20 protein-coding genes are annotated in these 24,844 nt (G+C 64.0%); 15 read left to right on the top strand and 5 right to left on the bottom strand.

Going from position 1 to position 24,844, the window contains the following annotated elements; genetic code table 11:
- The first annotated feature begins 68 nt into the window (after positions 1-68).
- From GEV05_00305 to GEV05_00295, 3 genes are all read left to right on the top strand, one after another.
- Positions 69-2,045 carry a tricarboxylate transporter gene (locus tag GEV05_00305; protein MPZ41848.1) on the top strand — a complete coding sequence of 659 codons (1,977 nt, stop codon included), beginning with the start codon at positions 69-71 and terminating at the stop codon, positions 2,043-2,045.
- Positions 2,046-2,187: 142 nt separating this feature from the next.
- On the top strand, positions 2,188-3,207 hold the full coding sequence (locus tag GEV05_00300; protein ID MPZ41847.1) for a hypothetical protein: 1,020 nt from the start codon (positions 2,188-2,190) through the stop codon (positions 3,205-3,207).
- Between the two features lie 137 nt (positions 3,208-3,344).
- Positions 3,345-4,286, top strand: a complete 942-nt coding sequence (locus tag GEV05_00295) for a cupin domain-containing protein (protein ID MPZ41846.1) — start codon at positions 3,345-3,347, stop codon at positions 4,284-4,286.
- 10 nt (positions 4,287-4,296) lie between these two features.
- On the opposite strand, the gene GEV05_00290 is transcribed toward GEV05_00295, so the two are convergent.
- Positions 4,297-5,268, bottom strand: coding sequence for a tripartite tricarboxylate transporter substrate binding protein (locus tag GEV05_00290; GenBank protein MPZ41845.1), 972 nt, complete (start codon positions 5,266-5,268; stop codon positions 4,297-4,299).
- A 318-nt stretch (positions 5,269-5,586) separates the two neighbouring features.
- On the opposite strand from GEV05_00290, the gene GEV05_00285 reads away from it, so the two are divergent.
- Both GEV05_00285 and GEV05_00280 read left to right on the top strand, forming a co-directional pair.
- Positions 5,587-6,582, top strand: coding sequence for a tripartite tricarboxylate transporter substrate binding protein (locus tag GEV05_00285; GenBank protein MPZ41844.1), 996 nt, complete (start codon positions 5,587-5,589; stop codon positions 6,580-6,582).
- A gap of 203 nt (positions 6,583-6,785) precedes the next feature.
- Positions 6,786-7,793 (top strand): hypothetical protein, encoded by a 1,008-nt coding sequence (locus GEV05_00280; GenBank protein ID MPZ41843.1) that lies wholly within the window; start codon positions 6,786-6,788, stop codon positions 7,791-7,793.
- On the opposite strand, the gene GEV05_00275 is transcribed toward GEV05_00280, so the two are convergent.
- The 3 genes from GEV05_00275 to GEV05_00265 form a co-directional block, all read right to left on the bottom strand.
- Positions 7,790-8,881 carry an alcohol dehydrogenase catalytic domain-containing protein gene (locus GEV05_00275; protein MPZ41842.1) on the bottom strand — a complete coding sequence of 364 codons (1,092 nt, stop codon included), beginning with the start codon at positions 8,879-8,881 and terminating at the stop codon, positions 7,790-7,792. The two genes, GEV05_00280 and GEV05_00275, sit on opposite strands and share 4 nt — an antisense overlap.
- Positions 8,882-9,108: 227 nt before the next feature.
- Positions 9,109-10,071, bottom strand: a complete 963-nt coding sequence (locus GEV05_00270; GenBank protein ID MPZ41841.1) for a tripartite tricarboxylate transporter substrate binding protein — start codon at positions 10,069-10,071, stop codon at positions 9,109-9,111.
- A 409-nt stretch (positions 10,072-10,480) separates the two neighbouring features.
- The gene (locus tag GEV05_00265) at positions 10,481-10,792 is read right to left on the bottom strand and encodes a hypothetical protein (protein ID MPZ41840.1); all 312 of its coding nucleotides are present in this window, start codon (positions 10,790-10,792) and stop codon (positions 10,481-10,483) included.
- A 198-nt stretch (positions 10,793-10,990) separates the two neighbouring features.
- On the opposite strand from GEV05_00265, the gene GEV05_00260 reads away from it, so the two are divergent.
- On the top strand, positions 10,991-11,920 hold the full coding sequence (locus tag GEV05_00260) for an MBL fold metallo-hydrolase (GenBank protein MPZ41839.1): 930 nt from the start codon (positions 10,991-10,993) through the stop codon (positions 11,918-11,920).
- A gap of 256 nt (positions 11,921-12,176) precedes the next feature.
- Entirely contained in the window at positions 12,177-13,514 is a 1,338-nt protein-coding gene (locus GEV05_00255) for an MFS transporter (protein ID MPZ41838.1), read from the top strand.
- A 14-nt stretch (positions 13,515-13,528) separates the two neighbouring features.
- Here the strand turns inward: GEV05_00255 and GEV05_00250 are convergent, their stop codons facing one another.
- On the bottom strand, positions 13,529-14,458 hold the full coding sequence (locus GEV05_00250) for a tripartite tricarboxylate transporter substrate binding protein (GenBank protein MPZ41837.1): 930 nt from the start codon (positions 14,456-14,458) through the stop codon (positions 13,529-13,531).
- 138 nt (positions 14,459-14,596) lie between these two features.
- On the opposite strand from GEV05_00250, the gene GEV05_00245 reads away from it, so the two are divergent.
- From GEV05_00245 to GEV05_00210, 8 genes are all read left to right on the top strand, one after another.
- The gene (locus GEV05_00245; protein ID MPZ41836.1) at positions 14,597-15,439 is read left to right on the top strand and encodes a hypothetical protein; all 843 of its coding nucleotides are present in this window, start codon (positions 14,597-14,599) and stop codon (positions 15,437-15,439) included.
- 139 nt (positions 15,440-15,578) lie between these two features.
- Positions 15,579-16,676, top strand: a complete 1,098-nt coding sequence (locus tag GEV05_00240) for a gfo/Idh/MocA family oxidoreductase (protein MPZ41835.1) — start codon at positions 15,579-15,581, stop codon at positions 16,674-16,676.
- A gap of 295 nt (positions 16,677-16,971) precedes the next feature.
- Positions 16,972-17,673 (top strand): hypothetical protein, encoded by a 702-nt coding sequence (locus GEV05_00235; GenBank protein ID MPZ41834.1) that lies wholly within the window; start codon positions 16,972-16,974, stop codon positions 17,671-17,673.
- Positions 17,674-17,793: 120 nt separating this feature from the next.
- On the top strand, positions 17,794-19,311 hold the full coding sequence (locus tag GEV05_00230) for an MFS transporter (GenBank protein ID MPZ41833.1): 1,518 nt from the start codon (positions 17,794-17,796) through the stop codon (positions 19,309-19,311).
- A gap of 102 nt (positions 19,312-19,413) precedes the next feature.
- On the top strand, positions 19,414-20,028 hold the full coding sequence (locus GEV05_00225) for a hypothetical protein (GenBank protein MPZ41832.1): 615 nt from the start codon (positions 19,414-19,416) through the stop codon (positions 20,026-20,028).
- 145 nt (positions 20,029-20,173) lie between these two features.
- Positions 20,174-21,316, top strand: coding sequence for a metallophosphoesterase (locus GEV05_00220; GenBank protein ID MPZ41831.1), 1,143 nt, complete (start codon positions 20,174-20,176; stop codon positions 21,314-21,316).
- A gap of 474 nt (positions 21,317-21,790) precedes the next feature.
- On the top strand, positions 21,791-23,866 hold the full coding sequence (locus GEV05_00215) for an EAL domain-containing protein (protein MPZ41830.1): 2,076 nt from the start codon (positions 21,791-21,793) through the stop codon (positions 23,864-23,866).
- A 30-nt stretch (positions 23,867-23,896) separates the two neighbouring features.
- Positions 23,897-24,805 (top strand): PhnD/SsuA/transferrin family substrate-binding protein, encoded by a 909-nt coding sequence (locus GEV05_00210; GenBank protein MPZ41829.1) that lies wholly within the window; start codon positions 23,897-23,899, stop codon positions 24,803-24,805.
- Positions 24,806-24,844: the final 39 nt, after the last annotated feature.

Below are 24,844 nucleotides of genomic sequence, written 5' to 3'. Positions count from 1 at the left end.
CGCCCGCGAGTCGGCGAACGGCGCGCGCCTCGTGCCCGCTTCACGGCGCATGAAAGTCGGGAAAACCCATGATCGATATCATCCTGGCAGCCCTCGCTCAGATGTTCACGCCGGAGCACTTTTTTTTTCTGAGCATCGGAACGTTCCTTGGCCTGATGATCGGCCTGCTGCCCGGCCTGGGCGGAACGGCGATGATGGCACTGCTGCTGCCGTTCGTGTTCGGCAAGGATCCGGGACCGGTGCTGGCAATGATGATCGGGCTGCTGGCCGTCAACAACACCGCCGACACCTTTCCGGCGGTGCTCATGGGCATTCCCGGCAGCTCCTCCTCGCAAGCGACCATCCTCGACGGCTTTCCCATGGCCAAACGCGGTGAGGCGGCGCGGGCGCTGGGCGCCGCGTTCTCCGCCTCGCTCATCGGCGGGCTGTTCGGCGCCCTGGTCCTCACCCTGGCGGTCCAGTTCGCGCGCCCGATCATCCTCGGCATCGGTTTCGGCGAGATGCTGATGCTGATCATCCTCGCACTCACGATGATCGGCATGATGACCGGGGCGAGCCCGCTCAAGGGGCTCGCCACCTGCGCTTTCGGTCTGCTGCTGGGCTCGGTCGGCACTTCGCGCGCCACCGGCGAGTACCGCTTCGATTTCGATACCATTTACCTGAGCGACGGCATTTCGGTGGTGATCGTCGGGCTCGCCATGTTCGCGATCCCGGAGATCGTGGAGATCCTGCGCACGCGCGTGCGCATCTCCTCGACCCAGAAGCTCGGCGCCGGCACCTTGCGCGGATTCTTCGAGACGCTGCGGCATTTCGGGCTGGTCCTGCGCTGCTCTTCCATCGGCACGATGCTGGGCGCGTTGCCGGGCATGGGCGGCCCGATCATCACCTGGATCGCCTATGGGCACATGGTGCAGACCACCAAGGATCGCGACAACCTCGGCAAGGGCGACATCCGCGGCGTGATCGCGCCCGAGTCGGCCAACAATTCGGACAACGGCGGTCAGCTCATCCCGACGCTCATGTTCGGCATCCCCGGCTCCGCGAGCATGGCGTTGTTCCTCGGCGCGCTCATCCTGATGGGCATCGAGCCCGGCGTGGGCATGATGACCCGTCACCTCGATCTCACCTTCGTCATCGTCTGGTCGCTGGCGCTCGCCAACGTCCTCGGCGCGGGCATCTGCCTCATCCTTGCCAAGCCGATCGCGCGGCTCACCCTGGTGCCTTTCGCGCTGCTCGCGCCGTTCATGATCGGGATCATCTATTTCGCGGCTTACCAGGTCACGCGCGTCTGGCCCGACCTGATCACGCTGTTCGTGCTCGGCGTGCTGGGGGTGTACATGAAGCGCTTCGGCTGGTCGCCGCCGGCGCTGCTGATCGGCTTCGTGCTGTCGCCGCGGCTCGAAGTGGTGCTTTACCAATCGATCCAGGTCTACGGCTACAGCTTCCTGGAGCGCACCGGCGTGCAAATCATTCTCGCGCTGATCGTTCTGTCCATCTTCGTGGCGGTGCGCGTGCGGCCGCGGCGCGCGCCGCTTACCCCGGACGGGCCGCACGCGCCCGTCGGGCTTGGACCGCAGCTGTGCTTCCTCGCCGTGGTCTTCGCCTGCGCCGTATACGTGGCCTACGTGTCGTTCGGACTCACGTTCCTGGGCGGTGTCTTTCCGCTGTCGGTCGCGCTGATCGCGCTTGTCCTACTGGGTACGATGTTCGTTGTCTTCCTGCGCAAGAAGAAGGCACCGTCCTACCTCTTCTACGACAGCGAGCGCGGGTTGCAAGGCGAGGACAAACCGCTGTATAGCGACTGGCACTACCAGGCGTGGATGCTGGGCATGCTCGGCGCCATCGGCCTGGTCGGCTTCGTGCTCGGCATCTACGCATTCATCACCACGTTCCTGATCATCAAGGGGCGAACCAAATGGTATAAGGCCGCGCTGGCCGCTTCGGGCTCCATCGTCCTGTTCGCCTTCTTGAGCCACATGCTCGGGCTCGAGTACCCGAGGGGCATTCTGCAGTGGCTGCTGCCGATGCCGTGGCCGTTCGACTGATCGCCGTCCCAGTTCTTGCCTTGCGCATGCCGGTGTAGACTCTGAGCGGGTCAGCGCACGCGCAATTCACGAGGGTCAGCACGGATATGGGGTCAGGTCTTGCATCTTGCAGCGGGATGCAAGCTGCAAGCCCCCAAGGCGGATGCGATCGCCGCTGCAAGATGCAAGACCCCCAAATGTAAGACCCCCATCGGGAGGCATGGTGTCGATCAAGCAGTTGCTCACGGCAGTGATCTTGTTCTCGGCAGCAATCGACGGCTACGCACAGGCGTTTCCGTCGAAGGGCGTGAGGCTCATCCTGCCTTTCCCGACCGGCTCGGGCTTCGTCATCGGCCAGGTTCTCTCCGACGGCTTACGCGACACGTTCAAGCAAGGCATCACCGCCGAGCCTCGCCCCGGCGCCGGCGGCAGCATCGCGCTCGAAATGGTCGCGAAAGCGCCGCCCGATGGTCATACGCTGCTGGTCGCCTCGCCGATACTGACGATCGCTCCGATCGTGCGCCCGAGCCTCAAGCTCGATGCGTTGCGCGACTTCGCGCCCATCACCCTGATCGGCAACATCGCCAACCTCATGGTCGTTCACCCGGTAGTGCCGGCGAGGAACATCCGCGACTTCATCAAGGAAGCGCGCGCGCATGGGGGCAAGCTCACCTACGGCTCGTCGGGGCAGGGATCGACCAACCACCTGGTCACGGAGCTCTTCTGCATCCTCGCAAAAGTGAAGTTGACGCAGGTGCCGTACAAGTCGGCGACCTTCGCCGTGCTCGACCTCGTGCGCGGCGACGTGGACGTGGTCATCGGGGCGAAGACGAGCGTCGCCCAGTTCATTCCGACCAACAAGCTGCGCGTCATCGCCACCCTGGGCACGAAGCGCGAGCCCGATCTGCCCGACGTACCCACGGCGATCGAGCAGGGCATGCCAGAGCTCGTGGCCGTCAACTACTACGGCATTCTCGCGCCCGGCGGCACGCCGCCGGAGATCATCGATACCCTGTACCGCGAGATCACGCGCGTATCGAAATCCGAAGCTGCGCGCCGTGCGTACGCCAAGGCCGAGCTCGACCTCGTGCTAAATACACCCGCGCAATTCACCGAGTTCATCAAGCAGGACAGCGCGAAATGGCGGCGGGTCGTGCGTGAAGCGAACGTGAAGCTCGAGTGACGGCATCGACATCCGACTCGAACAGTGAATCGAACTACCCTGGAATGCCTCACACCCTCGATCCTCCCTCCTCCCTCACCCCCAGCCCCTCTCCCTAAGGGAGAGGGGAGCGAAGAATTGCCTGCAGGAGAAATGAAATGACTGCGGTACTGGAAGACAATCTGGCGGCGCGCATGAAGGCACGCGTCGGGCGTCATGCCGACAAGGTGCACGACTGGGACGCGTTTCCCGCAAGCCGCGGCTTTCCCGAGCTGGCGCGCTCGCAGATCCGTTACATCGGCGCGGGCGGCTCGCCGAAGATCGACGACCCCTCCACACTCACGCCCGATCACTTCACGCTGAGCATGGTGCACCAGCCGGTCGGCAAATACGGGGCATCGCACGCGCACGAGGTCGAAGAAGCGTTTCTCGTCATCGAGGGCGTACTCACCGTCGGCTGGGAATGGGAGGGCGAAGTCATCCTCGCGCGGCTCGGTCCCAAAGACATGGTGCTGCAGGCAAGCAACATCGCGCACGGCTTCAGGAACGACGGGGTCGAGCCCGTGCTGGTCTCCATCATGCTGGGAAGCGCGCGCCCGAACCCGCCGCAATACGTCTGTCACCCGAAGACGCACAGTCCCGAAATCGCCAGGGCCTTCGGTGCACAGCCGGGCAAGACGTATCTGCTGTCCCGGGAAAGCAGCGACCCGCGGCATCGCCTGCTCGCGCAGCACATCGTGCGCTACAGCCAGCAGAAGCCGCAGTGGCACGAAGCGGGGTTCGGCAAGCTCACCTATATCGGCGAAGGCGGCGCGCCTGCCGGCAGCTATCGCAAGGATCTCGTGTCCCTGCCGCGCGGGGCCGGCGTGCGCGCCTACGAACGTTCGGTCGAGGAGGCCTACCTGGTCCTCGAAGGCTGCATTACCGGCGGCTGGGAGGACAACGGCGTCATCGTCGAACAACGCCTCGGGCCGAAAGACCTCATCCTGAATCCGCCGGGCCAGCCGCACTATTTCAGGAACGACGGCTTCGGCGACGCGCAGTTCATGATGATCGTCGGCGAGCCCGTACCCGAGAACGTGCGCTTCCGGGCCGCGTGATGCGGTTGGGCTAGCGCTCGATCTTGATGCCGACCGTCTTGATGAGCTTCTCCCACTTGGCGATATCGTCGCGAATGAAGCGGGTGAATTCGTCCATGCCCATGGTCTTTGGATCCGCACCGACCTCCATGAGCTTGTCGCGCACGGCTGGCGTCTTGACCGCCGCCACGATCGCATCGTGCAGCTTCTTGACGATTGCAGGCGGCGTCTTGGCCGTCACCAGCAATCCGTAATAGTTCGTCATCTCGACGCCGGGATAGCCTGCTTCCTTGGTGGTCGGCACATCGCGAAAGTACTGCGAGCGCTGCTTCGCCGCCACTGCGAGGGCGCGCAACTTGCCCGATTTCACGTAGGGAGAGATGACCGGCAGGTCGACGAACATGCCGTTGATCTGACCGCCAAGCAGATCGGCTACCGCGGGTGCGGCGCCCTTGTAAGGCACGTGCGTGATCTTGATGTGCGCCTCGTGGAGCAGCATCTCGAGCAGCAGGTGCAAGGTGCCGCCGGTCCCGGCCGAGCCGAACGTGATCGAAGCGGGCTTGGCTTTCGCCAGGGCGACCAGATCCTGCAGGGTCTTGACGGGCATCGACGGGTGCACCACCAGCAGGCTTGCGGTGGTCATGATCGGCGACAGCGCCTGCAGGTCGCGCAGGGTGTCGTAGGGCGGTTTCCTGTAGGTGACCATGTTGATCGCGGCCACGCTCGCGGTGGCCATCAACAGGGTATAGCCATCGGGCGGTGCGTGCGCCACCACTTCGGCGCCGATGATGCCGTTGGCGCCGGCACGATTGTCGACCACGACGGGCTGACCCAGAAGCTCGGTCAGCCGCGGCGCAATATTACGCGTCGTGATATCGGTCGGACCGCCGGCCGAGAACGGCACGACGATACGAATCGGCTTGCTGGGGTATGACTGAGCCTGAGCGCCCACCGTACCAAGCAGCGTGATCGCCATCGCAGCCCATCTCAATCGGTATCGCATGCACTTTCCCCTCTGAACGTGAACATGGCGAATTGCGTGTGCTCGAATCGGGAATGGCAGCGAGCATAATCGAACGGCCCTGAGTGGTCACGGGGTCCTCTCGTACGCGGCACTTCTCCGCCGCTCGCCGTACGGACCTTATCGGCTTGCCGGACGGCGAGCAATCGGTGACGATCGAGTCCACATTTTGATCACCAGGAGCGTCCCACTCTCGAGAATCGGCTTTCCCTCAGAAATTCCATTCGTTCACGACCACACAGACGGGTGTCCGGCGCCTGCTTCAGGCAGCCGCAATTTCCACTTGTTCACGGAGGAAATATGCACCAAGTCGAATTGGGGTCCACTCGCGTCGCTGCAGCCTTGATCGTTGCCTGCGCCGCGCTTCCTGCCGCTCCCACGGCACACGCACAAAACTATCCGAACCGTTCCATCCGCCTCATCGTGCCCTTCCCGCCCGGCGGCCAGACCGACAATGTCAGCCGGCAACTGGGCAATGCCCTCGCATCGAAGCTCGGCCAGCAAATACTCATCGACAACCGCTCGGGCGCGTCGGGGACGATCGGCAGCACGGAGGCCGCAAACGCGCAAGCCGACGGCTACACGCTACTGATGGGCACCGCGTCGACCCACGCGATCAATCCGACGTTCATGACCACGATCGCGTACGACGCGGTGAAGGATTTCTCGCCGGTCATCGCGCTCGCCACCGGGCCGATGACGATCTCGGTTCATCCGAGCGTGCCGGCACGCTCGCTGGAACAATTGATCAAGGACGCGAAGGCGCACCCGGACAGGTATCTCTACGGAACGGCCGGCGTGGGCAGCATCAACCACCTCGGCGGCGAGATCTTCAAAACACGCGCGGGTGGATTGAAGATCGTCCACGTGCCTTACAAAGGCGCCGGCCCGGCCGTGGCGGACCTCATGGGCGGCCAGATCCCCATGATCTGCTCTTCGCTGAGCAGCGTCATACCGCATCATCGGTCGGGCCGTGTGCGAACCCTTACCGTGCTCAAGGAAGAGCGCTCGCAAGGTGCGCCGGAAATTCCGACCGCGGCCGAAGCTGGCCTGGAAGGCGCGGTCGCCTATACGTTCAACATGATCTTCGTGCCGGCAGGGACACCGTCCAGCGTGATCGATCGCCTGAGCGGAACGATGCAGCAGATCATGTCCGACCGGACCTTCACGCAGGCGCTGGTCAAGCTGGGCGTGGATCCGATCCTGAAATCGGACCCCAAGATGGCCGCGGCGATGCTGAGAACCGAGATCGCACGCTACAGGCCGGTGATCCACGCGCTGGCGTTGAAGCGGTAAGGAAGCTGTGGGGCGCGCGACCAAGGTCCGCGCCCCACGCAATCCGTCCCGATCGGCCGCTGGGGGTGCGAACGAGCGCGCACGCGGTCGAGGAAACCCTCGCTGACGTTGCGATGGAAGTGCCATAGGTTTCGGAAATCGCAATCAGGACATTCGCGGAGGGGCATATGGTGACGACTGCGTGGACTGAGCACGGACGATGCGTGGTTACCGCGCGATCCCATAGCGTCAGCGGGAACGGTAAAGCGCCCGATTGCCGCACCGCGTTGCGGGCTCTCTTGTTCGGCGCGATGCTGCTCGCGAGCATGCCCGCGCAGAGCGGCGTCGTGCAGCAGGTCGAAGCGCGCTTCACGCCGAGCGCCGGCGTCGAGGTCGTCGACAGCGACGAGATTTTCGGTACGACGAGCGGGGACATCAATCAGGACGTCCTGGCCCAGATCGGTTTGCCCGGCCGATACACCGTGACCGCGGCCGCCGGTCGCTTCGGTCAGGTTGGCCTGCAGGTCGGGAACCTCAGCGCCGGCACCGGAAGCACGCTCATGGCACAGGTGCTGGTCGGCAGCGACGAATTCGTCAACATCTCCGGCGCGCCGGCGCGAGTCCGGACGCAGTTCATCGTCGATGGCGGGCGGCTGCTCGATGCGTTTTCCACCAATACGAGCGTCACGTTCGACCTTCAGGTCGGTGCGGAAAACAGGGGTGCGGCCGAGCCGTTGCCGGATTTCCTCCTCCCCGGCTTTGCAGAAGTCACGGCAGCTGTCGGCTTCCTTGCTGCGGGCGGCGGCCGTTATACCGCCACGCTATCCACCGATGCCGGCGGCAATCGCAGCTTCACGAGCTCGTTCGTCGGTGGGCTCGACCTGGGAGCCACGTTCGACGGCATCCGCGAGGTGGAGATTCCGTTGAGTCTGCAGACGCTGGAGCTCGGCACGCTGCAGCCCAACGATCGCCTGTTGATCGGCTACCTGGCGACCATAACCATCACACAGAACGGAGGTGCCGAAGGCCTCAGCGGCACGTTCTCCGATCCCTTCACCCTGACCGGCGAGCCGAATCCGATATTCGCTCTCGGCGGAGTGGTGCTGACGCCGATTCCGGAGCCGCATGTCGCCACGATGCTGGTCGCGGGTCTGCTCGTGATCGGTTGCGCGCACTACCGGCGGCTCCGGCCTGGCGCAACCGGACTGCCGAACGCGAGCGCGCTGCCCTAATCGAACATGAGCACGGTGCGCGCGACTTCGCCCGCCTTCATTGCCCGAAACGCCTCGTTGATATCCGAGAGCCGCCCGCGCCGGCTGATCATCGAATCGAGATCGAGCCGCCCCTGGCGATAGAATTCGAGATAGTTCGGTATGTCGGTGCGAAACTGATTCGAGCCCATGCGCGAGGTCTGTACCTTGCACTCGGGCCGGATCGCGAGCCAGGGAAACTCGATGGTCGCATCCGGCGGCAGCACACCGCAGATGGTTGCCGTGCCACGAATCGCAAGGCTTTCGATTGCCTGCCGGCAAAGCTTGGAGAGACCGACCGCCTCGAATGCATGGTCCACGCCCAGCCCGCCGGTCAAGGCGCGAATCGCCTTCACGGGATCGTCGCGGCTCGCGTTCACCCGATGCGTTGCGCCCACGCCCTTGGCCATCTCCAGTTTCGAGTCGAACTGATCCACCGCAATGATCTGCCGCGCGCCGCCGATGCGCGCGCCCTGCACGATCGACAGGCCGACGCCGCCGCAACCGAACACGGCCACCGTCTGCCCGGCGCGCATGCCCGAGGAACGCAGCGCCGCGCCCACGCCCGTCAGCACACCGCAACCCACCAGCGCCGCGCGGTCGAACGGAATGTCGGTGTCGATCTTCACCACCGAGTTCTCGTGCACCAGCATTTTCTCGGCGTAGCTGCCCAGCCCGCCGAACTGGCGCACCAGGCCGCCCGCCTGCGACAGGCGCGGGGCCTCCGATTCCGCCCGCGTGGCGATGCCGCCGGTGCACACGTTGGGATGGCCGCTCAGGCATTGCGGACAGGTGCCGCAGAAACCGGACAGGCAGGCGACGACGTGGTCGCCGACCTTGACCGCGGTGACATCCGAGCCGACGGCTTCGACCACGCCGGCGCCCTCGTGGCCCAGCACGAACGGCCGGTCGGTCGGATAGCGCCCCAGGCCTTCGATGACATGCAGATCGCTGTGGCAGACGCCGGTCGCGACCGTGCGCATGATGATCTCGCGCCCGCGCGGCTGGTCCAGCTCGACCGTCTCGATCGTGAGTGGTTCGTGGACCTTGTGAAAGACGGCGGCCTGAATCTTCATGCGATGTTCTCCCATAACGAATTTCATTTGCTGGCGCAACACGGCATCTGGCACAACGATGCGTCCAGCGCAGAGCGATGCCGGTAAGCGACCCGCGTTGGAGTATGTCTTTTCGCCTCCACGCAGGTCAATGCGAACGCGCCTGCCAACGGTCGGCCGGTGCCTGCGCAACTCCCGGTTCCCAGCCTCCACCAGGTCGCGCCGACGCACGCGTGCGGGAGCTACTTTATCTCCAGATTCGCCTGCTTGACGATATCCCCCATGCGTTTCGACTCGCTCTTGCGAAACGCGTCGAGCGCAGCGCGCGAGCCGCCGAGGATTTCGATGCCGAGCGTCTTCAGTTGTTCGCCGAATTGAGGCTCCTCCATCGCTTTCACGATTTCGGCGCTCAACTTGTCCAATATGGCAACCGGCGTTGCCTTCGGGGCGATGATGCTGTACCAGCCGAAGTTCTCGAAACCAGCAATGGTGTCGGAGATCGGGGGGACGTCGGGCAGCAGTGGCGCAGGTTTCGTACTGCTGACGCCGAGTGGCCTGACGCGTTTGCCCTGAATGAAGGGCAACGCGGCCGGAACGACCGCGAACGTGGTGTGAATCTCCTGCCCCGCTACGTCCGCGAGCGCCTGCGCGATGCCTTTGTACGGCACGTGCAGCATTTTCGTGTCCGCCATGTGCAGGAAGTAGACCATGCAGAGGTGTTCGCCGCCGCCAGGGCCGGCCGAGCCGTGACTTAGCGACGTCTTCTTCGAATGCTGGATCAGATCAGCGACCGACTTCGCGGGCACCTGTGGATTGACTACCAGTACGTAGGGCACGCTGCCGATCAGCGCGACCGATGCGAAATCTCTCTCCAGGTCGAACTTCAGGTTCGGATATACCTTCGTGGCGATGAAAAGCTGCGAGGTCATCATGAGCAACGTGTAGCCATCGGGGGCGGAGCGTGCGGCGATCTCCGCGCTGACCGCACCCGCGAGGCCGGGGCGTGCGTCCACGACGATACGCTGCCGCCATGCCTTGTACAGCCGCTCGGAAAGGACGCGGGAGATGATGTCCGGCCCGGACCCCGGCGCGCTTCCGATCACGAGCCGGATCGGACGTTCCGGATAATTGGATGCAGGCTGCGCAGCGAGTACCGACGTCGCGAGCGCGAGCCAAGCTGCAATTGCGGAGCTGCTCTTCACCATGGCGCCTCCTCTCCTCGTGTAGGTACTGGGGGTAAGACTCCTCTCGATCGATTCCCGCCTGGACAACAGCTAGCGCGCGTGCCGCATATTATCTACGCGCGCCGTGCGGGACATGCAAACCTTTCGCACAGGCCGGTCTTACGCAAGAACCGGCAAATTGTCCGCGCAATATCTAAGATCGGGGCCGACGGTTTATCTTCGCCAGCCATCCACACTCCCCGCCTGTGGCCGGCTCGAACTCACCCACCGGCGGCAACGAGACAGCGAGGGAATTCATTCGGATGATGCGCACTCGGCAATGATGCGCTCGGACTGCTGGACGCATTCGCGCTGCGATGTCTCACCGGCCGCTATCCAGCCTCCGAGCTCGACGTGCGTCCGAGCCGCAAGCGCAGCGGCACCCTCGCCGCTACTGACTGAGGATTTCTCCCGGCCGGTAGAGCTGGCGCCGTTCCGACAGGCTCTTGCGCGGCTGCCGGCACGCCTCGCCGAACCTTCCTTGCACCTGCGGATTGCGGGCGTAGCCCCAGGCGCCCGTTTGCGTGTCGAGCCAGTATTGACCGTTCGGAATTTGGGTGCAGGCGCGCCGCTCCAGGTAGGCCACCTGCGCATCGCTCATGCGTTCGCCATTGACGATCACCCAGCGACTTTGCGCGCTGGCGGGCGTACCTGCGGCAAGCCAGCCGACGAAGACGAACATCGATGCACGGGCAGGACTCATGATCGGCCTCCACTCGGGTGGAACGAGCGGGCGCTCGACTGCAATCTCGGGCGCGGACTCGTCGGACGCCTTTCCGATTCGTCGGCGAACTCAGGCTGCACCTTACGACGAGAACGCGCCGTGTGAGAACGCTAACTCCATTCGCCGGGAAGGCGATAATGACTATTTCACCGATCCGACAATTGCCGCGCCTGGGCGATGGCGTTCACTTGGCACGAGGAGGCGAAGATGGGAATCGATTTCGAGAAGGGTGGTGTGGCCGATGTCGGGGACGGGGTGTTCGTCTACGTGGGCCCCGACGGCGATTCCAACAACGGCATCGTGCTGACCGGCGAGGGCACGATCTCCATCGACAGCTTCGTCAGGAACTACGCGGGTCTGACCGCGGCGCTCGAGCGCGTGAGCGACCGGCCGGTGCGCTTCGCCATCAACACCCACGACGACGCGGATCACTTCTCGATGAACCACTTCTTCCGGCGCCAGGGCGCGGTGATCATGGCCTCGGAAGCGTGCCGATCGCGAATCGAGACGAAGATGCGCATGCCATCGTGGGTCGAGGATCTGCGCCGGCGCAACCCCGCGCTCGCTCACGAGCTCACTTCGCCCGAGGAACTGGTGCCGCACGTCGGTGTGGCGGATCGCGCCACGCTGAAGATTGCCGGCGAAAGAATCGAGTTGCTGCACTTCGGTCACGGGCATTGCCCCGGCGACCTGGTCGTCAACGTTCCCGAGCGCGGCGTCCTGTTCGCAGGCGACCTTCTATTCGCCGGCGTGCATGGGCGGCTCAAGACCGCGGACATCGATTCGCTCATCGCCATGCTGGAGCGTCTTGCCGGAATTCCTTGCCAGACGGTGATCCCGGGGCACGGTATGCCGGTCAAGGGCGTCGGCAAGCAGGCGATCGATATCTACCGGGATTACCTCGTGGTGCTGCGGGCACGCATCACCGAGCTCATCGGCAACGGCGTGACGCCGGATCGTATTGCCGCCGAGTTGGAAGGCTGGAAGTACGGCAACTGGGGTCGCGCGGAGCTGTTTCCGGTGTGTGCCGAGCATGTCTACAAGGACGTCGCCTGGCACATGCGTTTCAGCCTCGACAACCCGGCTCAGATCATGACGCGCGCCTGAGGTGCGATCGTTCCGGGTGAACCGGGACGCCACACGATCTTTGCCCTCCTCCGCCCACGCGCGAGAACCGGGTGAAACCGCTTGTTCGTGTGCTATACGGGGAATCGCACTCCGAACGCATCCTCGAATACGCGCCGCCCTTCGGGCGTAAGGCAGCTTAATACAATCGCTGCCGCAATGCTTCGGCCGCCGCCGAAACAACGCTCCCCGCGACCGGCGCACAGTACGTCCGCGTGGCGAGCTGGAGGGCGAAGACATGGCGGTCGAAAGGCGTAACGCCGGATTCTACGGATGGCGGGTTGTCCACGCCGCATTCCTGCTGGCAGTATTCGGTTGGGGTATGGGCTTCTACGGTCCGCCGGTATTCCTCGGCGTCATGGGGCAATCGGGCAGCTGGTCCGTCGCGCTCGTTTCGCTGGCGGTCAGTTTTCATTTCGTAGCGGGCGCCGTCACTGGCGCGAAGCTCCCGATACTCCACCGCCGCTTCGGCATAGCGGCGGTGACGAAGGCGGGTGCGCTCTCGATGTCGGCCGGTGTCCTGGGCTGGTCGGTGGTGGAGTCGCCGCGGCAGCTTTTCCTTTCCGCGCTGCTGAGCGGGGTCGGATGGGGGACGATGAGCGCAGCGGCCCTCAATGCGATCGTCTCGCCATGGTTCGTGCGCGCACGTCCGGCCGCGCTCGGCATGGCATACAACGGCGGCAGCGTCGGCGGTATCGTGTTCTCCCCACTGTGGGTTGCCGCGATCGGCGCATTGGGGTTTCCAGCAGCGGCGTCCGTAGTCGCGGCAATCATGCTCGTTACGATCTGGGCATTGGCGGACAAAGTGTTCTGCCACACGCCCGAAACGATGCGCTTGAAACCCGACGGCATCGAACCCGGCGACTCGATCTTTTCCGTCACCTCGCCGTCCGCAAGACCGTTGCCCGGTGCGCGGCTGTGGCGTGATCGCAAGTTCCTCAGCTTGGCCGCCGGGATGAGTCTGGGACTGTTCGCGCAGATCGGCCTGACGGCGCACCTGTTCTCGCTGCTCGTGCCGGCGCTCGGCCCCATCAACGCGGGATCGGCCATGGCGGCAGTCACGCTGATGGCAATTGTCGGACGCTCCCTTCTCGGCTGGCTCATGCCTCTGCGAGCCGATCGGCGGCTGGTGGCTTGCTCTGGCTATGTCCTGCAGATCGGTGGCTCCGTAGCTTTCATTCTCGCGGAAGGCGCGAGCGTCCCATTGCTGCTCGTGGGGGTGGTCTTGTTCGGCATGGGGTTCGGCAACGCCACCTCACTTCCACCGCTCATTGCTCAGGTCGAATTCGTCAAGGAGGATGTTCCCCGAGTGGCTGCTCTCGTGGTCGCCATCGCGCAGGGCGGTTATGCCATTGCACCGGCCTTCTTCGGCATCGTCAGGACGTACGCGGCGCAAACGCGGACTACCGCGCAGGGCGATGCGCCGCTGCTGTTCGCGATCGTCATGGCCGTGCAGTGCCTTGCCGTTTGCGCGTTCCTTGCCGGACGCCAGACCCCACCTCCGACGGATCGGCCCGGGAGCGCACCGGAAAAACAGGCACACCTGACGTTGTCCGGGATCAACGCGGCGAGATGACGAGCAGCTCGTATTCAGTCGGCTTTCTTGATATTTCGCTTCCCGATGACGTCGGCGTATTTCTCCGTGTCCGCCCTCATGCGCGCGGCGAATGCTTCGGGCGAGGCGACATACGGCTCGACGCCAAGGCTCGCCAGCTTTTCCTTGATGTCTGGCATGAGCATGATCCGTCCGATCTCGCCGGCAAGCTTGTCGACCACCGGACGGGGGGTGCCGGCCGGAGCCAGTATGCCTTGCCAGAAGCCTACATCGAAGTTCGCCAGGCCGCCTTCGCCGAACGTCGGCACCTGCTTGAGCGCCGGCAACCGGTGCTCCCCGGAAACCGCAAGCGCCCTCAGCCTGCCGGCATTGATGTGATGCGCCACGTTGATCGGATTGCCGAACAACGCCTCGACCTGTCCGCCGAGCAAATCCGTGACGGCCGGGTTGCCGCCTTTGTAGGCAATCGCCTGCATCTTGATGCCCACCCGCATGCTGAACAGCTCCGCAGCGAGGTGCGCCGGGCTGCCGGCCGACGAAGTCGCGTAATTGAGCTGGCCCGGGCGAGTCTTCGCCAGCGCCACGAACTCTTTCAGGTTCTTCGCCGGCACCGACGGGTGGACGACCAGCATGACCTCCACATTGGACACCGGCGTCACCGGCGCGAAATCCTTGATCGCATCGTACGACACCGGCAACAAGAGCGGACTGATGACGTGTGTCGCAGTGACCAGGATGAGGGTATACCCATCCGCAGGCGCCTTCGCAGCGGCCGCGGCGCCGATCGTGGCGCTGCCGCCCGGACGGTGCAGCACGACGATCTGCTGGCCCCAGCTGTCGGTGAGCTTCTGCCGGATCAGGTACGCGAGGGTGCTGGTGGACCCGCCCGGCGCATACGGCAGGATGAGGGTGCGATGTGCGCCATCCGCGCAACCAGGGTTGCGGCAGACGCCAGGCAAATCCATGCGCGTGCGCCCGTCGAAAACGCACGCGGTTGGTCGCGGTTGCGTTATGTGGACTGACGGCGCGCAGGAACCGCCACGGCTTCATTCGAAGAGTAAGATTCGGGCAGGCGTGAATGCGCAGCGAGCTGGGAGTCGACGATGGAAATTCGATGTCTGGGCGATGGGATCGGGGCCGAAATCACCGGATTGGACGTGCGAGCAATGGACGATGACGCGTTCGCGCAGCTCTACCGGGCCTGGCTCGACTACAACATCATCGCCGTGCGCGACCAGCAGCTGGCCACCGAGGACTTCCTGGCCTACAGCCGGCGTTTCGGCCGGCTGGCCGAGCATCCCTCGAAGAACACACGCCATCTCGATCATGCGGAGATCACGCTGCTGGGCGTGAACAAGTTCGGACCCGACGGCAAGCTGAACAACAAGATCTACCGGCGCGGCGCCGAGAATTTCCACACCGACGGAAACTACGAAGAAGAACCGTTCAAGGCGACCCAGCTCTACGCCCTTGCCATTCCGAGCCGGGGCGGAGACACCTATTTCGCCAGCATGTATACCGCGTACGACATGCTGCCCGACCGACTGAAGGAGCGTCTGGAAGGGCGCTACGGCGTCTACCTCTATGGCGGTCGCAAGAAGGAATACAACACCCTGCTCACCCAGGAGGATTTCGAGACTCGAAAGCCGGTCCGGCACCCCATTCTCGGCACCCATCGGGAAACCGGCCGCCGGGTACTCTACTTCGACTCGGTGAAGATCTCGCACATCGAAGACATGGCGCCGGCCGCAAGCAACGAGCTGATCGAGGAGCTCGCCGCCTGCATGACGCCGCGCGGCGCTCAATACACCCACAAGTGGCGCAAAGGCGACATCGTCATCTGGGACAACCGCTGCTCCTACCACAAGGCCGCCGGCGACTATCCTCCGGAGGAAGAAAGGATCCATTGGCGGGTGTCCATAAAGGAGCCTGCGCCGGCGCATTGAAGCGGCATCAGCGCGTCATGCAAGGTTTCGGCGCTGAAGAAAGGCGCTGCGAGTCCTCGGAACGCGGCGGCCGCCTGCCGCGGCGAACCTACAGCCCCTCCAAGAGGGACACATCTACTTTGTCGAAGGAGTGCGCTGCATGCCAAACAAGATCCGCCTGGGCTTCATAGGCGCCAACCCCCGTTCGCACTGGGCTTCCCAGTCGCACTTCCCGGCGCTCGCCGCGAGCTCCGATGTCGAGATGACGGCGGTCTGCACGACCCGGCCCGAAACCGCCGAGGAAGCGCGCAAGGCATTCGGGGCGAAGCTTGCCTTCCACGACTTCCACACGCTGGTCGCCTCACCCGAGATCGACGCCGTTGCCGTATGCGTGCGCGTGCCGTCGCATTACGAGCCGACCAAGGCGGCCATCGAAGCCGGCAAGCACGTCTACACCGAGTGGCCGCTCGGACGCACCACGGCCGAGGCGGAAGAACTGGCCGCACTCGCCCGGGCCAAGGGCGTGCACACCGTGGTCGGGCTGCAGTCGCGCGTGAGCCCCGTGCTGCTCTACATGAAAGAGCTGATCGAGACCGGCTACGTGGGCGAGGTGCTGTCCTGCCATGCGGTCTGCATGCGCGACGGGCCGCTCGAGCGTCCCTCGAGCCGCGCCTGGCAGCGCGATGCGAGCCTCGGCGCGAACACGCTCACCATCGCCAACGGACACGTCATCGACGCGCTTCGCTTCGTCGCGGGCGATTTCACGCGCGTGGCGTGCGTGGTCACGACCCAGGTTCGCCAGTGGTACGAAACCGACACCAGGCAGACGGTCGACGTCACCTCGCCGGACAACGTGCTGGTGAGCGGCAAGCTCGCGAGCGGCGCGGTGGCTTCGGTCCATGTCGCGGGCGTGCCCTGGGCCGGCATCGGCTTTCGCATGGACGTCTACGGTCGGGAAGGCACGCTGGTCGTCACCGGCAACGTCTCGTCCCAGCGCGGCGAGATGCTGCGACTCCAGGGCGCGCAGCGCAGCCACGAGTTGCGCGACCTGACGATACCGGATCGCTTCGTATGGGTCCCGCCGGAGTTTCCGCGCGGCGATCCGTTCAACGTCGGACAGATGTACACGCGCTTCGCCGAGGCGATCCGCAGCGGCGAGAACCGCCTGCCGACCTTCGACACGGCGGTCGAGCTGCATCGCTTTCTCGATACGATCAAGCAGGCGTCGGATACGGGCCGGACGCTGCCGGTAACGTAACGATACCACCCCGTCCGCGCGATTCGCGCGTCCCGCCCCTCCTCGTCGAGGAGGGGAAGACGAACCATCTCTCTCGTCGAGGAGGGGAAGACGAACCATCTCTCTCGCCGAGGAGGGGGAGACGAACCATCTCAATCGACGAGGCGGGAAAACCCGACCCATCCCCTCCTGCCAAGGAGGGGCGCGACGCGCTGTGCGCGGAGGGGGTGGTGGCTTCGCGACCGAGTAAGGCCCGCGCGAACGACGCCGCCGGCTTTCCGGAAGAGCGCCGTTTTCCGCGCTATGATCGGCGGCCATGCTGAAGCCGCTCGTCGTTCCGGTCTGCCTTTGCGTGCTGGCGGCTTGCGCAAACCATGGCACGGTGCCGCGCAAGCACGCGCCCGGCTTTTCCACCTCTCAGCTCGCAAAGACCGACATCGACCGGGTGGCGGAAGCGCATCAGCGCGAGGTGTTCGGCAACCTTCGGCTGCTCGCCGAAAAGCTCTATCGGCGCAATCCGCGCGAGCTGCAGAAAAGCAATCGGACGCTTACCGCCGGCCTCGGCCGCATCTTCGACGAGCGGCACGCCTGGGATTTTGCCGAGCTGCAGGGCAAGCGCGGCACGCAGGCGATCCATCTCGCATTCGAGGACGGTTACCGCGGCGACCGGGTGCTGGCCTTCGTCGCCGGTCTCGGCAGCATGATCCAGACCGCCTTTCAGGACAAGACCGAGTTCTTCGTGCTGGACGACCTGGATCCGCAGAGCCTCTACAACGCCGCACGCAACGTGGAGATCGCGGTGTGGAAGCTCTCCAACGACCGCAACGGCACGGGTGCGCTTTACCTGCTGTCCAACGAAGCCGCCGGGCCGGTGGCGAACCTGAGCTTCGAACGCGAGTTCGGCAAGATGATCGGCAGCCTGGACGTGCTGTCCAAGATCGTCGCCGACAAGACCGACCGCACGGTCGTGAAGATGATCCAGAGCGTCGCCACGGCGGTATTCCTGCCGATCAAGTGACCCGACGGGCAGCGCATCAGCCCGAGGCAAGCGCCTGCGCGAATGCCTGCGATGTCGATCCCGGTCCTCGCCGGACGACTATCGGCATGCGTTTCCACCCCCACCGGCCGGATCTCCGACATGACCTCCCGTACCCCTGAATCGAAGGCGACCCGGCGCGAGTGGATCGGATTGGCGGTAATCGCATTGCCGTGCCTGCTGTACTCGATGGACCTGATGGTGCTGAACCTCGCGATACCGGCGCTCAGCGCGGACCTGGAGCCGACCGCGGCGCAGCTGCTATGGATCATCGACATCTACGGTTTCCTGCTCGCGGGCATGCTGATCCCGATGGGCACGCTCGGCGATCGCATCGGGCGCCGCCGGCTGCTGCTCATCGGCGCCGGGGCGTTCGGCATCGCCTCGGCGCTCGCCGCTTTCTCGCCCAACGCCGAAATGCTGATCGCCATGCGCGCGGTGATGGGAGTCGCGGGCGCCACACTGGCGCCGTCGACCCTGTCGCTGATCCGGAACATGTTTCACGACCCGCACGAACGGACGGTCGCGATCGGTATATGGGTCTCCAGCTACTCGGTGGGTGCAGCCATCGGCCCATTGCTGGGCGGCGCACTGCTGGAGCATTTCTGGTGGGGGTCGGTGTTCCTGATCAACGTACCGGTGATGCTGCTGCTGCTCGGGATCGCACCCCTGCTGCTGCCGGAATATCGCGATTCCGCGGCCGGCCAAATCGATCTGCCGAGCGCAGGGCTGTCGCTCGCCGCCGTGCTGGCCTCGATCTACGGGCTCAAGCGCGTGGCCGAACAAGGCGTCTCCTGGCCTGCGCTCCTGTCGATCATCGCCGGATTCATGATCGGGTGGGCATTCCTGCGCCGACAGCGCATGCTTGCCAAGCCGATGATCGATCTGAGCTTGTTTCGCCTGCCCGGGTTCGCCGCTGCGCTTGCGATGTACGCGCTCGGCACATTCGTGGCCTTCGGTATGTTCCTGTTCGTCGCGCAGCACCTGCAGCTCGTGCTCGGCATGAATCCATTGCAGGCGGGCCTGTGGACGACCCCCTTCGCTGCAGCCTTCATCGTCGGCTCCATGGTGACACCCAAGCTCGCGCGTCGCTATCCGCCGACGCGCATCATGACGGCCGGATTGTTCATCTCTGCGGCCGGTTTTGCGATGTTGAGTCAGGTGAGTGTCACCACCTCGCCTGTCGTGCTCGCGACCGCCTTCGTGGTCTACGCGCTCGGGCTGGCGCCGGTGTTCACGCTCTCCACGGACCTCATCGTCGGAAGCGCCCCGCCGGAGCAGGGCGGTGCGGCAGCCGCGATATCGGAAACCGGTTCGGAACTTGGCGGTGCGCTCGGCATCGCCATGCTCGGCAGCGTCGGCGCCGCCGTCTATCGCATCGCGATGAACGACGCGGCGCCGCAAGGCCTGCCCGAAGAGTCGATCCGGAGCGCGGCATCGACGCTGGGCGCAGCAGTCGAGGCGGCACGGCAACTCGGCGAACCGTGGGCCAGCGCGCTGCTCGATGCGTCTCGCGGAGCGTTCGTCGAGGCGCTGCGGGCGAGCGCGATCGGTGCGGCGCTCGTAATGGCAGCCAGCGCCATCCTTGCCTTGCGCTCGCTTCGCCCTGCGCGCGCCTGACTCGCGAACCGAGCCTGCGCCGATGGCCCCGTTCCCGGCCCGGCATGGCAGGCTCGCACACGCGTCGCTGCAGAAAAGTGACCGCCCGCCGTTAACGCGGGGATGAAAGGCTTCTTTCTATTCGCATTGCTCGCCGGCGGGGCATGGTTTTACTTCTCGCAGCCGGCAGCCCCGGTCGTGCAGGCCGCCCCGCCGCCGGTGGTCTTGCAACCGGTCTCGGAGACCGAAACGCCAGTGCAGCGTAACGCAGCCGTCGCGGCCGCGTTCGAAGTCAACGGCTACGAAGTAAGGGCTCTGCAGGCGTTCGCGATCAAGGCGCGCACGCTCTCGGTCGAACATTACCGCACGGGCCGGGAGGCCGATCTGTCGCCGACCGACATCGCGTTCGGCTGGGGACGGATGGCCGATCCGGCGATCTACGAGCAGCTCTCGATTTCGCAAAGCGGCCGCTGGTACCACTGGCGCTACAGCGGCAAGCCGCCGTTGCCCGTGCGCGAGATCGAGACGTCCAGCGCCAACATGCACCTCATCCCGGCGAGCCGCGAGGTCGCACGCGCCTTGAGCAGTGTGAACAAGGGACAGCTGGTCTCGCTTCGAGGCTATCTGGTCGAAGTCCGGGCGCGAGACGGCTGGATGTGGCGCAGCTCGCTCACCCGCGAGGACACGGGCAACGGCAGCTGCGAACTGGTGTTCGTCCAGGCGCTCGATCTGCACTGACCCCCGGCTCGTGCCGGGCGCGTATCCTAGCGACGGTCCGGAAAGTGGCTGACAAGCCGCTTCCGCAGCTCCCCTCTCCCTTCGGGAGAGGGGCCGGGGGTGAGGGAAAGACTCGCCAGGACAATTTCCCCAGACGGATGCCGCGGTGCGCACGGTCGTGTTCAGAAGACTTCCCTACATCATCCTGCTACTCCACCCCTACGTGAGCTGGCGACTGCTTCCCGATCTGCTTGCTTCGAATCCGGTCGCATGCGCTGCGACAGCCTTGTGGCTGATCGTCTCCGTCGTGGCGACGCCGCTGTGGCCGCTGGCGCGGCGCATCGAGCGCCAGCCGCTCAAGGATCGCCTGATATTCGCCAGCATGATCGCCATCGGCGCCTTCTCCTCGCTTCTCGCGCTCACCATTGCCCGGGACATCGCGCTTGGCGTGAGCGGGGCGATCGGCGCCGACGCCGCGACGGCGGCGTTGCGCTACCCGGGCGCACTCGTCGTCCTGATACTGGCCGCGATCGCGACGCTGCTGGGATACGCCAACGCCCGCATGCGCGCCCGGATCCGGCGCGTCGACGTTCCGATCGCCGGCCTGCCGGCTGCGCTCGACGGCTTCAGCATCGTCCAGATCACCGATCTGCACGTCGGCGCATCGATCAAGCGCCGCTTCCTGGAACGGGTCGTGGATGCCGCCAACCGGCTCGGAGCGGACATGATCGCCATCACGGGCGATCTCGCGGATGGAAGCGTGCGCGAGCTGGCCCCGCACACGGAGCCGCTATCGAAACTCAGCGCCCGGCACGGGACATTCTTCGTCACCGGCAATCACGAATACTACTCGGGCGTGCACGACTGGGTGAACGAAATGCGCCGCCTGGGGCTCGCCGTACTCTTGAACGAGCACATCGTGCTCGTCCACGACGGTGCGTCGGTGGTCGTAGCCGGTGTCACCGATTACAGCGCCGGCTACTTCGTTCCCTCGCACCGCAGCGATCCTGCCGCGGCCCTGGCGGGCGCACCGACCGATGCGGGCGTAAGGGTGCTGCTCGCGCACCAGCCGCGATCGGCCTTCGCCGCAGCGCCGGCGGGGTTCCATCTGCAGCTCTCCGGCCACACGCACGGTGGACAGATCTTTCCGTGGAAATATCTCGTGCGTCTTCAGCAGCCCTTCACCGCGGGCCTGCATCGCGTAGGATCGCTTTGGGTCTACGTCAGCCGCGGCACCGGCTATTGGGGACCGCCGAAGCGCTTGGGCGCGCCTTCGGAGATCACTTATTTGCGCCTGGTGCGAGCGTGATCGGCGCGCGCAAAATGTCGTGCTTCGAACACTAACACCCGCCCACGCACTTGCCCGCATTGTCGAACTCCATCAGCTTGCCGCTGAGCGGAATATGCACCGGCACGGTAACGGCCTTCTGGAACGTTTCGGTCTTGATCCCCGGCAGCACCCCGTCGGCACATTTCGTCCCGGCGATTCAAGGAATTAGCGACAGGCATTGCTCCGGGTGGAGGGTTGCCTAGGTACGAACCGGCTCGCCCCCGCCAACACGCCTGCCGGCCCCCGCCCGCCTGCAGCACCGGCGTACGGCGCTCCCCCCAAGGCTGTCTACCCTCGCGCAGAAGGGCCTCGATCATCCTCGCGATTCGGTGCCGAACGCCGATATAGGTCGGGAATCGACGGCATTCCCGCGGATAGAGACGCAAGGCCCTGTGCCAAGATGCTGCGCGATCCTTCTGAATAACAATCCGAATCCAAACGCAGGAACCTGTCATGCGGCTCGGCCTGGGCGCGAAATTCACTCTCACGGTGCTCACCATAGTGGCGGCCACCATGGCAGCGAATACGCTCTATTACCTGCATTCGTCGACGCGTTTTCACGAAAAGCAACTACTCGAGCGCGGACGTGCCCTCGGGCGCCTGATTTCGCTAGTCAGCCCGGATGCGATATTGGGCTTCGATCTTCTGCTACTCAATGACTACACGCGCCAGATGTCCTCGCAGCAAGACGTGGTTTATGGCGTGATCATGAGCCCCAAGGGAGTCCCGCTCAGTTCCTATATCGACGATTCCGATGCGTTGATCAAACGGCGCTTGAAGGCGGCGAAGTCGAACGACATACCGAAATTGCTGCAGGAGCTCGACCGTCAGGCTGGACTGATCCGGCTCGAATTTCCGATCAGCCACAACGACGTAGTGCTAGGACGCTTTCTGGTCGGCATCAGCAAACAATCATTGCACGACGAATTTCGTCGGCAATTGACGATACAACTACTGATGTGGACCGCCCTCGTTCTGTTTCTCAGCGCGGCGATCCACATCGTGTTTCGCCTGAAGGTTCTGGATCCGATCAAAGCGCTGATTGCCGCATCCGAGAAAGTCGGCCGAGGTCAGCACACTCTGGTCGAAGTCAAATCCATGGACGAATTCGGAATGCTCGGGAAGGCATTCAACGCCATGGCGGAAGAAGTTCGGCAGGAACAGGCCAAATTGTATCGTCAGGCCAACTTCGATACCTTGACCGGCCTTCCCAATCGGATGATGGCGCTGGATCGACTCGATCAGGCTATCCACCGATCGAAGCGCAGTCGTCAGCGGTTCGCTTTGTTCTTCATCGATCTCGATGACTTCAAAAGCGTCAACGATTCGCTCGGCCATGCCGTGGGCGATGAACTGCTGGTTTCCACGGGGAACCGGGTGCGCGCCATCTTGAGAGATGCTGACACGGTAGCTCGGCTCGGCGGAGACGAATTCCTGGTTCTCGCACCCGATATCGACAACGAAGTGCAGGTAGAGGAAATCGCCGAGCGCCTGATCCGGGCCATATCGGAGCCGCAGATGCTGGGCGGGCGCAAAGTGGTGGCGCGTTGCAGCATCGGTATCGCGATCTTTCCCGACAACGGCAACGGTCTGGTGAAGCTCATGGCGAACGCTGACAATGCCATGTACCAGGCGAAAGCCATGGGACAAGGCTCCGCCATTTTCTTCACGGAGGAAATGAATACCCGTCTGCGCGATCGCATGCAGATGGAGCAGGACCTGAACGTGGCGATAGAGTCCGGCCAGCTGACGCTGCATTTTCAGCCGATCTTCGATGCGGCCGCCCAGGTTCATCGCGGCGCCGAAGTGCTGTTGCGCTGGAACCACCCCGAAAAAGGGGCCATCAGCCCGGTCGAGTTCATTCCTCTGGCCGAGGCTACCGGTCAGATCGTCGGCATCGGCGACTGGGTGCTCGAACAGGCCTGCCGCAGTTGGTCGGCATGGCGCAGCAGCGGGATCGAACCAGGTTTCCTGGCAATCAATATCTCGCGCATTCAATTCAGAAAGCGCATTTCCCAGCGGCTCTCTGAACTGATCTCGCTTTACGGGATTCCGCCGCACGCAATCGAACTGGAAATCACCGAGAGCGTTCTTCTGGATGACCATCATCATGTCGCCGAGGAGCTGAGCAGCCTGAGGGCAGTCGGCGTGACGCTGTCCCTGGATGACTTTGGCACCGGCTACTCGTCGCTCAGTTACTTGAAACGCTTCCGCTTCGATATGTTGAAGATCGATCGAAGCTTCGTCGCCGGCCTGCCGAACAATGCGGAAGACGTCCTGTTGGTCAAGGCAATACTGGCCATGGCCAAAGGACTCGATCTCAAAGTGGTCGCCGAAGGCGTGGAAAATCTTCAGCAGCTCGGTTTCTTGACGATTCAAGGCTGCGACCTTGCTCAAGGCTATCTCCTTGCCAGACCCATGGGCGAGGAAGCCTACATGACCTATTTGAGTAACCTGCAAGCTGGCTCCGAATCGCTTCGACTTTCTGCGACCCGCAACAAACCGCGCCGGATCGGCAGTTCGGCCTGACGAACTGGTCGTGCAACTCGCTACTTATGGATGATGCCAATGGGACTTGAATTTTCTCGCTCGTTGAATCGCAAGAATTGGCTCCTCTGGGCTGCCTTGTTTGGGTTGATCGCCATGGCCGCAGTGGCGCCGGCTGCGCATGCCGCGGAAGAGCCTATCGTTTTGGGCATCTTTCCGCGGTACAAAGCCACCGAAACCACCACGATGTACACGCCGCTATCGAACTATCTGAGCGAGCGGCTCGGTCGCAAGGTCGTATTGGTCACTTCCAAGGACTTCGATTCGTTCTGGAAGGAGCTGATGGAGCGCCGGTACGACATCGTGCACTTCAATCAGAATCACTACGCCCGTTCGGCGCACTTATATAGAGTCATCGCCCACAGCCAGGAGTTCGGCAGAAGCGCGGTCGCGGGAGCGCTTTTCGTGCGCAAGGACAGCGGCATTACCAATCTGTCCCAGCTACGCGGCCGCACCATCATTTTCGGAGGCGGCAAGGACGCGATGATGAGCTATGTCGCGCCGCGGTTCCTGTTGATGCAGGCTGGGTTGGACGAAGACGATTTCAAGTCGGAGTTCGCCGTGAATCCTCCGAACGCGTTGCTCGCGCTTTATAGCAAGCAGGCGGATGCCGCGGGCGGCGGCGATATTCTGATCGATCTGCCGGTGGTGAAGAACGCCATAAATACCCAGGAGCTCGTAACGTTGGCGGTGACCGAACCCCTGCTCTTTCTGCCATGGGCGGTGAAACGCACAATGCCGACGAAGCTGGCCGAATCCATTCAGGCGATACTCGTGAGCCTCGATACTGCAGACGCCGGCAAGAACGTGTTGAAATCGGCGCGGACCACAGGCCTGGAAAAGGCAGCGGACAAGGACTATGATCCTCATCGCAAAATGATGCATGCGGTTTTTGGTCCAGACGATATTCAAGATAGATAATTCGGACCAGGCATGAGCTCATCAGCTTCGTCGGATGCC

The organism is Betaproteobacteria bacterium, assembly GCA_009377585.1.
Taxonomy (GTDB): domain Bacteria; phylum Pseudomonadota; class Gammaproteobacteria; order Burkholderiales; family WYBJ01; genus WYBJ01.
Note: the sequence above shows the minus strand (reverse complement) of the source record. Positions and strands in the feature narration are given on the sequence as shown.

Coding starts and splice junctions, on each gene's coding strand:
- GEV05_00305 (MPZ41848.1), top strand. CDS start 69: ATGATCGATATCATCCTGGCAGCCCTCGCTCAGATGTTCACGCCGGAG.
- GEV05_00300 (MPZ41847.1), top strand. CDS start 2,188: ATGCGATCGCCGCTGCAAGATGCAAGACCCCCAAATGTAAGACCCCCA.
- GEV05_00295 (MPZ41846.1), top strand. CDS start 3,345: ATGACTGCGGTACTGGAAGACAATCTGGCGGCGCGCATGAAGGCACGC.
- GEV05_00290 (MPZ41845.1), bottom strand. CDS start 5,268: ATGCGATACCGATTGAGATGGGCTGCGATGGCGATCACGCTGCTTGGT.
- GEV05_00285 (MPZ41844.1), top strand. CDS start 5,587: ATGCACCAAGTCGAATTGGGGTCCACTCGCGTCGCTGCAGCCTTGATC.
- GEV05_00270 (MPZ41841.1), bottom strand. CDS start 10,071: ATGGTGAAGAGCAGCTCCGCAATTGCAGCTTGGCTCGCGCTCGCGACG.
- GEV05_00265 (MPZ41840.1), bottom strand. CDS start 10,792: ATGAGTCCTGCCCGTGCATCGATGTTCGTCTTCGTCGGCTGGCTTGCC.
- GEV05_00260 (MPZ41839.1), top strand. CDS start 10,991: ATGGCGTTCACTTGGCACGAGGAGGCGAAGATGGGAATCGATTTCGAG.
- GEV05_00255 (MPZ41838.1), top strand. CDS start 12,177: ATGGCGGTCGAAAGGCGTAACGCCGGATTCTACGGATGGCGGGTTGTC.
- GEV05_00250 (MPZ41837.1), bottom strand. CDS start 14,458: ATGGATTTGCCTGGCGTCTGCCGCAACCCTGGTTGCGCGGATGGCGCA.
- GEV05_00245 (MPZ41836.1), top strand. CDS start 14,597: ATGGAAATTCGATGTCTGGGCGATGGGATCGGGGCCGAAATCACCGGA.
- GEV05_00240 (MPZ41835.1), top strand. CDS start 15,579: ATGCCAAACAAGATCCGCCTGGGCTTCATAGGCGCCAACCCCCGTTCG.
- GEV05_00235 (MPZ41834.1), top strand. CDS start 16,972: ATGCTGAAGCCGCTCGTCGTTCCGGTCTGCCTTTGCGTGCTGGCGGCT.
- GEV05_00230 (MPZ41833.1), top strand. CDS start 17,794: ATGACCTCCCGTACCCCTGAATCGAAGGCGACCCGGCGCGAGTGGATC.
- GEV05_00225 (MPZ41832.1), top strand. CDS start 19,414: ATGAAAGGCTTCTTTCTATTCGCATTGCTCGCCGGCGGGGCATGGTTT.
- GEV05_00215 (MPZ41830.1), top strand. CDS start 21,791: ATGCGGCTCGGCCTGGGCGCGAAATTCACTCTCACGGTGCTCACCATA.
- GEV05_00210 (MPZ41829.1), top strand. CDS start 23,897: ATGATGCCAATGGGACTTGAATTTTCTCGCTCGTTGAATCGCAAGAAT.